The organism is Streptomyces sp. NPDC001880 (assembly GCF_053594575.1).
The window spans coordinates 25,535-35,295 of record NZ_JBSFET010000066.1; the positions used below are offsets into that span (position 1 = coordinate 25,535).

Annotated in this window: 8 protein-coding genes and 2 pseudogenes; 3 read left to right on the forward strand and 7 right to left on the reverse strand. The window is 71.6% G+C overall.

Going from position 1 to position 9,761, the window contains the following annotated elements; translation table 11 throughout:
* Nucleotides 1-18: 18 nt before the first annotated feature.
* The 5 genes from ACWCQ6_RS26980 to ACWCQ6_RS27000 all read right to left on the reverse strand — a co-directional run bounded on the left by ACWCQ6_RS26980 (nucleotide 19) and on the right by ACWCQ6_RS27000 (nucleotide 5,005).
* A complete protein-coding gene (locus tag ACWCQ6_RS26980) occupies nucleotides 19-1,227 on the reverse strand; it encodes a L,D-transpeptidase (RefSeq protein WP_451093409.1) in 1,209 nt (402 codons plus the stop codon).
* Nucleotides 1,228-1,327: 100 nt separating this feature from the next.
* Entirely contained in the window at nucleotides 1,328-1,975 is a 648-nt protein-coding gene (locus ACWCQ6_RS26985) for a response regulator (RefSeq protein ID WP_451093411.1), read from the reverse strand.
* 19 nt (nucleotides 1,976-1,994) lie between these two features.
* A complete protein-coding gene (locus tag ACWCQ6_RS26990) occupies nucleotides 1,995-3,284 on the reverse strand; it encodes a sensor histidine kinase (protein WP_451093413.1) in 1,290 nt (429 codons plus the stop codon).
* Nucleotides 3,285-3,315: 31 nt separating this feature from the next.
* Nucleotides 3,316-4,101, reverse strand: a complete 786-nt coding sequence (locus ACWCQ6_RS26995) for an ABC transporter permease (protein WP_451093415.1) — start codon at nucleotides 4,099-4,101, stop codon at nucleotides 3,316-3,318.
* Between the two features lies 1 nt (nucleotide 4,102).
* Nucleotides 4,103-5,005, reverse strand: a complete 903-nt coding sequence (locus ACWCQ6_RS27000; protein ID WP_451093417.1) for an ABC transporter ATP-binding protein — start codon at nucleotides 5,003-5,005, stop codon at nucleotides 4,103-4,105.
* 172 nt (nucleotides 5,006-5,177) lie between these two features.
* Between ACWCQ6_RS27000 and ACWCQ6_RS27005 the strand changes: the two genes are divergently transcribed.
* Nucleotides 5,178-7,004, forward strand: coding sequence for an ABC transporter ATP-binding protein (locus ACWCQ6_RS27005; RefSeq protein ID WP_451093419.1), 1,827 nt, complete (start codon nucleotides 5,178-5,180; stop codon nucleotides 7,002-7,004).
* Nucleotides 7,001-8,860: an ABC transporter ATP-binding protein gene (locus ACWCQ6_RS27010; protein ID WP_451093421.1), complete on the forward strand. Its 1,860-nt coding sequence runs from the start codon at nucleotides 7,001-7,003 to the stop codon at nucleotides 8,858-8,860. The genes ACWCQ6_RS27005 and ACWCQ6_RS27010 overlap by 4 nt, the downstream gene beginning before the upstream one ends.
* 163 nt (nucleotides 8,861-9,023) lie before the next feature.
* Here ACWCQ6_RS27010 and ACWCQ6_RS27015 read toward each other — a convergent pair.
* Nucleotides 9,024-9,143 (reverse strand): annotated as a pseudogene (locus ACWCQ6_RS27015) (cytochrome P450); the annotation flags it as partial.
* 26 nt (nucleotides 9,144-9,169) lie between these two features.
* The gene (locus ACWCQ6_RS27020) at nucleotides 9,170-9,517 is read right to left on the reverse strand and encodes a hypothetical protein (RefSeq protein ID WP_451093427.1); all 348 of its coding nucleotides are present in this window, start codon (nucleotides 9,515-9,517) and stop codon (nucleotides 9,170-9,172) included.
* A 46-nt stretch (nucleotides 9,518-9,563) separates the two neighbouring features.
* Here ACWCQ6_RS27020 and ACWCQ6_RS27025 point away from each other — a divergent pair.
* Nucleotides 9,564-9,671, forward strand: a pseudogene (locus ACWCQ6_RS27025) (arsenate reductase/protein-tyrosine-phosphatase family protein); the annotation flags it as partial.
* Nucleotides 9,672-9,761: the final 90 nt, after the last annotated feature.

Genomic DNA, 9,761 nt, shown 5'->3' on the forward strand with positions numbered 1-9,761 from the left:
CGGGGCGGCCGACGGGGCTCAGCGGAGGGCGGAACCTGCCTTCCAGCGGGTCCAGTCCAGGTTCCAGCCTCCGAGCCCGTTGTCCGGTGCGACCTGTTTGTCCGCGGAGTTGACGACCTCGACCACATCGCCGATGAGCGTCCGGTCGAAGAACTGGCCGGCCGGGGCGTCGCTGCTGCCGCCCTGTACGTCGCGCAGCCCGACACAGCCGTGACTGACGTTGTCCGAGCCGAAGACGTCCTCGTCCGACCAGTAGTTGCCATGCAGGAAGGTGCCGGAATCGGTGAGCCGGAGGGCGTGCGGAACGTCCTCGATGTCGTACTCGCCGCCGAAGCCGACCGTGCGGCCGTCCATCCGGGTCACGTCGTGCATCTCACTGACCACCATCTTCCCGTTGTACGTGGCGGTCTTCGCGGAGCCCGCCGTGATCGGGAAGGTCGCGACCAGCTCACCGTCGCGGCGCACCTCCATGGTGTGCGCGGCCGCGTCGACCCGGGACGTCTGGGAGCGGCCCACTTGGAAGGCGATCTTCTTGTCCTGGGTGCCGTAGACGTGCGGCGCGCCCTCCACGTCGCGCAGCGCCATCCGGACGGTCACCTCGGTGCCGGGTTTCCAGTAGGCGGCGGGACGGAAGTCGAGTCGGTCGCCGCCGAACCAGTGCCCCACCACCTCGACCGGCGGTACGGCGGTCACCCGGATGGCCTTCTGCACGGCCGCGCGGTGGGTGACCGGCCGGTTGAAGTGGAAGGAAACGATCATTCCGGTGCCGACCGTGGACCGGTTCTCGGGTGTGAAGTAGCCGATGAAGCGGTGTTCGGGCACGGCCGTGGTGAAGGTGGTGTGGCGGGCCGAACGTTTCCCCGACCCGTCCACGGCCACCGCGTCCACGCTGTACTTGGCGGCGAGGCCGAGCCGGCCCGCCCCGTCCCGGGGCGCCCAGGACCGGCCGTCGTCCGCGATCCGGCCCGGCACCTTCCGGCGCCGCGCGTCCTCGATCCGCGTCACCTCGACGCTCTCCAGCCTGCCGTCGGAGACCTTCACCGCGATCCGTTCGTCCGGGCCGATGTTCTTCGCCCCGTCCCTCGGGGTGACCCGGATCGCGTCCTGCGGCGGGCCCGCCGTCCCGCTGAAGATCGATCCGGCGCCGGAGCAGCCGGTCAGTACGGCCAGCACGACGAGCAGTCCTGCCCATGTCAGTACGGCGGCCGGGTTCGGCACCTTCTTCATCGCTACGTGATTCACGTCCCCCCCAACGACGGGGGCCGGTCGGGGGAAACGTGAGTGCGGGCGCAGGGGTGGGCAAAAAACAGGGGCGGGTGCGGCCGGGTCAGCCGAGGATGCCCCGGTCGTAGCCGATCGCGACGGCGGCGGCCCGGTCCTTGGCGCCCAGCTTGGCGAAGACATGGGTGAGATGGGTCTTCACGGTGGCCTCGCTGATGAACAGCTCGGCGGCGATCTCCCGGTTCGACGTGCCCTTCGCGACGAGTTCGAGCACCTCGCGCTCGCGGGCCGACAGCGACTCGCTGCCCGCCGCGGGGGTGCGCACCCGTGAGATGAGCCGGGAGGCGACGGCGGGCGAGAGCACGGTGCGGCCGTCGGCGGCGGCGCGGACGGCGGTGAACAGCTCGTCGCGGGGCGCGTCCTTGAGGAGGTAGCCGGTCGCGCCGGCCTCGATCGCGGGCAGGGTGTCGGAGTCGGTGTCGTACGTGGTGAGGACCAGCACCTTGGACCGGGCGCCGCGCCGGGCCAGTTCGGCGATGGCGGCGACTCCGCCGCCGCCCGGCATCCGCAGGTCCATCAGAACGACATCGGGGTCCAGCCGGACCGCCAGGTCGACCCCCTCCACGCCGTTCGACGCCTCGCCGAGGACCTCGAAGTCCGGAGCCGAATCGAACATGCCGCGCAGACCGTCCCGTACGACGGGGTGGTCGTCGACGACGACGAGTGTGATGACGCGTGCGGATTCCTGGGCCATGGCGGGTCAACCGTACTGGTCATCGGCTGTGCCGGACCAGGGGCACCCGGGCGCTGACGGCCGTGCCCCCGCCGGGCTCCGTCTCCACCTCGACGGTGCCCGCGATGCGCTCGGCGCGGGCCCGCATGCCGCCGAGCCCGAAGCCGCCCGCACCGCCGGCCGGCGCCAGGGCGGCCGGGTCGAAACCACAGCCGTCGTCCCGTACGTCCAGGGTGAGTTCGTCGCCCATGAACGACAGCGTGACACCGGCCCGGGAGGCCGCGGCGTGGCGGCCCACGTTGGCGAGGGCCTCCCCGGCGATCCGCAGGAGGGTGGCGGCTATCTCGTCGTGGACCGGCTCGACGGTGCCGGTGACGGTGAACTCGGCCCGGACTCCGTGGCGTTCCGCCCAGTCGGTGACCGTGCGCTTCAGCGCGCCCGGCAGGTCGTCGTGTTCCAGCGCGGCGGGGACCAGGTCGTGAACGGAGCGGCGCGCCTCGCCGAGGCTGTGCCGGGCGAGGGCGGCGGCGCGGTCCAGGTGCACCCGGGCCAGCGCCGGATCGGTGTCGCCGATCGAGGTCACCACCTGGAGCTGGGCGATGATGCCGGCCAGGCCCTGGGCCAGGGTGTCGTGGATCTCGGCGGCGAGCCGGCGGCGCTCGTCGGCGACGCCCGCCTCGCGGGCCTGGACCAGGAGCTGGGCGTGCAGCCCGGCGTTCTCCGCCAGGGCCTGTTCGAGGCGGGCGTTGGCCGACTCCAGTGCGGCGATGGTGTCGACCTGGGTACGGGCATGGTCGGCCTCGCGGTCGCCGATCTTGGCGAAGACCATGGTGAGGGTTGCATGCAGGACAAACAGGGCGGCGAAGGCGAACCAGTTCATCAGGGAGACCGGCGGCAGGCCGCTGCCGCACTGCGCACCCGCCATGATGGCGGCCGTGACCAGCAGCGCGGGGCGGGTGGCCCGTCTCGGGAGCAGCCGGCCGGTGTCGAAGTATCCGAGGATCGCGAACACCGAGAAGAACGGGTTGCACCAGGTCAGCGCGAAGGCGATCAGGGTGCGGGCGACGTAGTAGAGCTGCGGCACCCGCGACTTGGGGACAACGGTCGGCCCGACCCGCCCCCACCAGAGCTGGAGGGCCAGCGCGACGGGCACCAGCACCACGACGGCGTGCACGTCCGCACGGTCCATCATGAGCCGGGCGCTCACGGCCGCAACGACCGTGCTCAGGCCGAGGAGCCCGTAGGGCCCGTACCTGAAGAACCGTTCCCACCCCAGCTCGGCGCTCATCGTGCCGTTCCTGTGCACCGTCGCCGTGTCCCACGCCTTCATCGCAGCAGTCTCCCCGTCTGCGGCGCGGCGGTCACTCCCACCGGAACAGACGGGTCGCGAGCAGCGTCACCAGTGCCGTCCACAGCGCCATCACGCCGAGCTGGGTGAAGCCGGGCCAGCCGCCGGACGCCGCTTGGTCCAGCGCCTCGGACGCCGCTCCGAACGGGGTGAACCGGACGATGTTCCGGAGGGTGTCGGGCATGCTCTGCACCGGGATCCAGACGCCGGCGGTGAACATCATCAGCAGGTTCACGACCGAGCTGATGGCGGCGGACCCCTTGGCCGTACGGGAGAGGGCGCAGAGCAGTGCGCCGAGGGTCAGCACGCTCGCCGTCGACAGGAGCAGCGCCAGGGCGTAGGCGACGGGCTGCCCCGGCAGTCCGACGCCGAAGGCGATCCGCCCGACGGTCATCGCCAGTGCGGCGGAGCCGAGGGCGGCGGCGCCGTGCAGGGCGATCTGCGCGGTGAGCAGCGCGGAGGGGCGTACCGGAGTGGTGGACATCCGGCGCAGGATGCCGCGTTCGCGGTAGCCGGTGAGGACGGGCGGCATGGCCTGCAGCCCGGACATGATCATGGCGAGCAGTACCGCCACCGGTACGTACAGATCGATGACGCGCCGGCCGCCGAGCTCGTCGGTGTGCTCCCGGAAGGAGGGGATGAGGCCGAGGATCGTCAGGAGCGCGGTCGGGAAGACGACGATCCAGAACAGTGCGCCGGGTTCGCGCAGGAAGAGCCGGGTCTCGGACCTGAGCACCGCCCTGCGGGCGGATGCCGGTGCGGATGTCGTGGTGGCCGTGGCCGGGTTCGCCGTGGTCATCTCAGGCCGCCTGTTCGGTGAGGTCGAGGAAGGCGTCGTCGAGCGTCGCCTCCGAGACGCGGAGCCGGTGTGCGGTGATGCCGTGCCGGGCCAGCAGTGAGATCACGGCGTTGACCGTCTCGTCGGTGCCGCTGATGTCGATCCGGTCGTCCCTGCGCTCCACGGAGGCCGCGCCGGGCAGTTGCTCCAGCTCGGTTTCGGTGAGCGGCCGCGACGGGGTGAAGGAGATGACCGTGGAGCCGCCCGCCCTGCCGATCAGGCCGGAGGGGGTGTCGAGGGCGACGACCTTCCCCTTGTCGATGACGGCGATCCGGTCGCAGAGCTGCCTGGCCTCCTCCATGAAGTGGGTGACCAGCAGGACGGTGACGCCGCTGTCGCGTACGTCCTCGATGAGCTTCCAGGTGTCCCGGCGGGCCCGCGGGTCCAGGCCGGTGGTCAGCTCGTCGAGCACCACCACCCGGGGGTTGCCGACCAGGGCGAGCGCGATGGAGAGCCGCTGCTTCTGACCGCCGGACAGCTTGGCGAAGCGGGTGCCGTACGCGGTGTGCAGGCCCAGCCGTTCGGCGAGCTCCCGCCGGTCGGCGGGGTCCGGGTAGAAGGCGCTGTACAGCTCCAGCGCCTCGGCCACGGTGAGTTTGGGCTGGAGTTCGCTCTCCTGGAGCTGGGCGCCCAGCAGCCGGGTGACCCGGTCGTGGTCGGCGACGGGGTCGAGTCCGGCGACGCGGACCGTGCCGGCGTCGGGGACCCGCAGTCCCTCGACGCACTCGACGGTGGTGGTCTTGCCCGCGCCGTTGGGGCCGAGGATCCCGAAGATCTCCCCCTCGTCGACGGCGAAGCTCACTGAGTCGACCACGGTGCGCCCGGCGTACGCCTTGCGCACCCCGTTCACTTCGATGATTGCCATGCCCCGAGCATCGTGTCGCGGGAGCCGGCGCACCATCGTCCATCGCGCTCGAAGGAGCATCAGCCGATCGGTTGATACGGGCTACGACCTGCGCTCTCCGGGCCCGGCCGCCACCCCTCGGCCGAAAAAAACCACATGAGCGACGTCGGGGTGAACCGTAGGCTCGACTCCGATGCCCGAAGAACATGCAGAGCCCAAGGACCGGTCCACCGTTCAGTCCCTGTTGCGGTTGTGGCCTTATGTGAAGCCGGTGCGCAAGCGGCTGTTCGGCGCCGCGCTGGTCGCGATCGTCGCGTCCTGCGTCGGCCTGGTGATCCCCCTCGTCCTGAAGTGGATCGTCGACGGCCCGGTGGCGGAGCGCGACCCCGGCGGGGTCTGGCTCGGCGCGCTGTATCTGCTGCTGCTGGGCATCGGCGAGGCGGTTCTGTTCGGGGTGCGGCGGTGGATGGTGGCGCGTCCGCTGGCCGGGGTCGAGGCGGCGATGCGGGCCGATCTGTACCGGCATCTCCAGCGGCTGCCGGTGGCGTTCCACGACCGCTGGGCATCGGGGCAGTTGCTCTCGCGCGCGACCACGGATCTGATGCTGCTGCGTCAGTTCCTGACCTTCCCACTGACCTTCCTGCTGGTCAACGGGGTGACGATCCTGGTCGGCTTCGTCATCTTGCTGATGCAGCAGTGGACGCTGGGGCTGGTGCTGCTCGCCCCTGCGGTGCCGCTGATGATCATCTGTCTGGTCTTCGAGAAGAAGTTCTCGACGGTGGCGCGCCGGGCCCAGGACCAGGTCGGCGATCTGACGACGGTCGTCGAGGAGAGCGTGCTCGGCATCCGCATCATCAAGGGTTTCGGCCGGCACCGCAGCCAGGCCCTCGCCTTCCGCTCCCTCTCTGAGCGGCTGCGCACCACGGAGCTGGCCAAGGCCCGCCTGCTGGCGGGCATCTGGTCCGCCATCACCCTGCTCCCGGAGCTGGCCATCGGCACGGCGCTGGTGCTCGGCACGGTCCAGGTCGCGGACGGCGACCTCTCCGCGGGCACCCTGGTCGCCTTCCTCTCCACCGCGCTCGCGCTGCGCTGGCCGGTCGAGTCGATCGGCTTCCTGCTGGCGATGAGTCAGGAGTCGGCGACGGCGACCGAGCGGTTCTTCGAGGTGATGGACGTGGCCGAGGAGGAGGACGCGTCCGCCGCCGACGGGCAGGCTCCTGAGAGCGGGCCGTCACACGGCGAAATGGTCTTCGAGGGCGTGGAGTTCCGCTACCCCGACGCGGAACCCGGCTCCGTGCCCGTGCTGTCCCGGATCGATCTGCGCATCCGCCCCGGCGAGACGATGGCCCTGGTCGGGGCCACGGGCTCCGGGAAGACGACGCTCACCGCCCTGGTGCCGCGGCTGCACGAGGCCACCGCGGGGCGGATCACGCTGGACGGTACGGACATCACCACCATGACCCGTCAGCGGCTGCGCGAGCTGGTGTCGGTGGCCTTCGAGGAGCCGACGCTCTTCTCGGCGAGCGTCGGGGAGAACGTGCTGATGGGCGCCGAGGGTGCCGGGGACGACGAGTTGCGCAGGGCACTGGCCATCGCCCAGGCCGACTTCGCGCACGATCTGCCCGAGGGCACCGGCACCCAGGTCGGCGAGCAGGGCCTCAGCCTCTCCGGCGGCCAGCGGCAACGGCTGGCGCTGGCCCGCGCCGTGGTCGGCCGGCCGCGCTTCCTGGTCCTGGACGATCCGCTCTCCGCGCTGGACGTGCACACGGAGGCGCTGGTGGAGGCCGCGCTGCGGGAGGTCCTGGCGAAGACCACGGCGATCGTGGTCGCGCACCGGCCGTCCACGGTGATGCTCGCGGACCGGGTGGCGCTGCTCTCGGAGGGCAGGATCGCCGCCGTCGGCACCCATCAGGAACTGCTGCGCGGCAGCCCCGAGTACGCCTGGCTGATGTCGGGCGCCGAGGACTCCTTCCCCGACCTGTCCGCCGAGGACCTCCTCGCCGAGAAGGGCACCCGATGACCAGTACGACTGCGGACGCCGCCCCCGCCGAGGACGCGCCGGACGCCACGGGCTCCAAGGCCGCCGGGGACCGCTTCGACCGGGACGACCTGCCCACCCCGCCCGGTGCGACCGGGGCCCTGCTGAGATCGCTGCTGCGCCCGATGAAGGCCCGGGTGGCGCTGATCGCGCTGGTGCTGCTGGTCCAGCAGCTCTCGGCCCAGGCCGGTCCGCTGCTCGTCGCGTACGCCATCGACAGCGCAGTGCCCGCGTTCCGGGACGCGGACTACGGCCCCCTGGTCGCGGTGGGCGTCGGGTACGCGCTGTGCTCGGCGGCGGCCGGCGCCATGCAGTACGCGTTCGTACGGCTCTCCTCGCTGGTCAACCAGGCCGCGCTGCTCGATCTGCGCGGGCGGATCTTCCGTCATGCACAGGCACTGAGCGTGGACTTCCACGAGCGCTACACCTCGGGCAGGCTGATCTCCCGTTCCACCACGGACGTGGAGTCGCTGCGGGAGCTGCTCAGCGAGGGGCTTCAGGAGCTGATCGACGTCGTGCTGTCCTTCGTCGCCATCTCGCTGATGCTGCTCTGGCTGGACTTCGGTCTGGGCTCGCTGGCCGTGCTCTCCTTCGTCCCGCTGTATCTGCTGGTGCGGCGCTTCCAGCGGCGGGCCGGTGTGCTGTACGCCGAGCGTTCCTCGGCGATCGCCGCGGTCATCGTGAAGTTCGCGGAGACGATGAACGGCATCCGCCCCGTCCAGGCCTTCCGCCGCGAGCCCGTCAACGACGCGCACTTCGAGGGCCTCAACAACACGCACCGGTGGACCAACGGCAGCGCGATGCTGGAGATGGCCCGCTATGTCGTCGGCTCCCGGCTGGTCGCCAACACGGCGGTCGCCGGGATCGTGCTGTGGGGCGCGTACCGGGTGGCCTCGGGCACCCTGGCGCTCGGGGTGCTGGCCGCGGCCGCGCTCTATCTGCGCCGGCTGTACGACCCGATCGACCGGCTCGGCATGTTCCTCAACTCCTACCAGTCGGCCGCGGCCTCGCTGGAGAAGATCGCGGGTCTGCTGGCCCAGACCCCGTCCGTCCCCGAGCCGTCGAACCCGCAGGAGCTGCCGGCCCGCACGGGTGAACACCCGGGCCGTGAGGTCGTCTTCGACCGGGTGCGCTTCGCCTACCGCACGGGCGGGGAGGTGCTGCCCCGCTTCGATCTGACGGTCCCGGCCGGGCAGACCGTCGCCGTGGTCGGGTCGACGGGCGCGGGCAAGTCGACGCTGGCCAAGCTTCTGGCCCGGTTCTACGACCCGACGGAGGGCCGGGTGCTGCTCGACGGCGCGGATCTGCGGGACCTGGCCGTGCCGGAGCTGCGGCGGGGTGTGGTGATGGTGACGCAGGAGGCGTTCCTGTTCTCCGGGACGGTCGCCGAGAACATCGCGATCGGCAGACCGGACGCGACCCGCGCGGAGATCGAGCAGGCCGCCAAAGCGATCGGTGCGCACGATTTCATCAGCGGGCTGCCCGACGGGTACGACACGGACGTACGCAAGCGGGGCGGCCGGATCTCGGCCGGTCAGCGCCAGCTGGTCGGCTTCGCCCGCGCCCTGCTCGCCAACCCGGCGGTGCTGATCCTCGACGAGGCGACGAGCTCGCTGGACATCCCCGGCGAACGGGCGGTGCAACGGGCCATGGACACGGTGCTGCACGGCCGCACCGCAGTGGTGATCGCCCACCGCCTCTCCACGGTGGAGATCGCGGACCGGGTCCTGGTGATGGAGCACGGCCGCATCGTGGAGGACGGCTCCCCGGCCGAACTCATCGCCGGCACGGGACGTTTCGCGGGGCTGCACCGGGCGTGGCGGGAGAGCCTGACGTGAGCGGCGTCCGGCTCGGGACTCCCGGCGGGCCGGGCGGCGGCCGTCCTCGGGCGACCGCCTACGAAACAGGAGCACCGGGGTCCGACAGGGCGATCGCCGCGGCAGGGCACGGATCGACGGCCTCGCGAACCGAGTCCCGCGTCCCGGCGGGCGGCTAAGGGCTGTCCCGTAGCGCGGGATCAGCACGCAGCGCGGCCAGTTGCTCCGGGTTGTGCATCAGCGCGAAGCTACCGAGAGCCAGCATGTTCGCGGTGGTGTCGAGCCCGGCCGCCGACAGGGGCAGGGGGACGAGGGGCGAGCGGGCGCCCCTCAGCTCTCGCAGGCGCAGCCCTCGGCCACCGGCGCGGGATCGGCGCTCTCTTCCGGCCCGGCACAGCAGGCGCCGCCGTCCAGGACGGGGCTCTTGCCGAGCTGGTCGGCGTCGGCCTTGACGACATAGACCTCCCACGGCTCCTCTCCGGGGCCATGGACCCACACCTTGTCCTGGAGGGCGTAACAGCAGGATGTGTCGTTCTCCTCGAAGGTGGCGAGGCCGGCGTCCTTCAGCCGGGTGGTGGCGGCGGTGACGTCCTCGGTGGTGGCGACCTCGACGCCGAGGTGGTCCAGGCGGGTGGCCTGGCCGGGCTCGCCCTCGCCGCCCGCCGCTTCTTCCCCCAGCCCACCCCGACGACTGCACCGGCCGCCGCCCCGGAAGGTTCCGCCCGTGTCTGAGACCAAGCCGTCCGTGCTGTTCGTGTGCGTCCACAACGCGGGCCGTTCCCAGATGGCCGCCGCCTACCTCACCCACCTCGCGGGCGACCGCCTAGTAGTACTTCGTTAAGTCTGGAGTGGTCTGGTGTGCCCTGGTTGGCGTGCGGCGGGTAACTCGCGGTGGCAGGTGGGGCATTCGCCGGTCCAGGCC

Bases quoted from the DNA above. Each gene is read 5' to 3' on its own strand.
- ACWCQ6_RS27010 (WP_451093421.1), top strand. From the start codon at position 7,001: ATGACCAGTACGACTGCGGACGCCGCCCCCGCCGAGGACGCGCCGGAC.
- ACWCQ6_RS26985 (WP_451093411.1), bottom strand. From the start codon at position 1,975: ATGGCCCAGGAATCCGCACGCGTCATCACACTCGTCGTCGTCGACGAC.
- ACWCQ6_RS26990 (WP_451093413.1), bottom strand. From the start codon at position 3,284: ATGAAGGCGTGGGACACGGCGACGGTGCACAGGAACGGCACGATGAGC.
- ACWCQ6_RS26995 (WP_451093415.1), bottom strand. From the start codon at position 4,101: ATGACCACGGCGAACCCGGCCACGGCCACCACGACATCCGCACCGGCA.
- ACWCQ6_RS27000 (WP_451093417.1), bottom strand. From the start codon at position 5,005: ATGGCAATCATCGAAGTGAACGGGGTGCGCAAGGCGTACGCCGGGCGC.
- ACWCQ6_RS27005 (WP_451093419.1), top strand. From the start codon at position 5,178: ATGCCCGAAGAACATGCAGAGCCCAAGGACCGGTCCACCGTTCAGTCC.
- ACWCQ6_RS26980 (WP_451093409.1), bottom strand. From the start codon at position 1,227: ATGAAGAAGGTGCCGAACCCGGCCGCCGTACTGACATGGGCAGGACTG.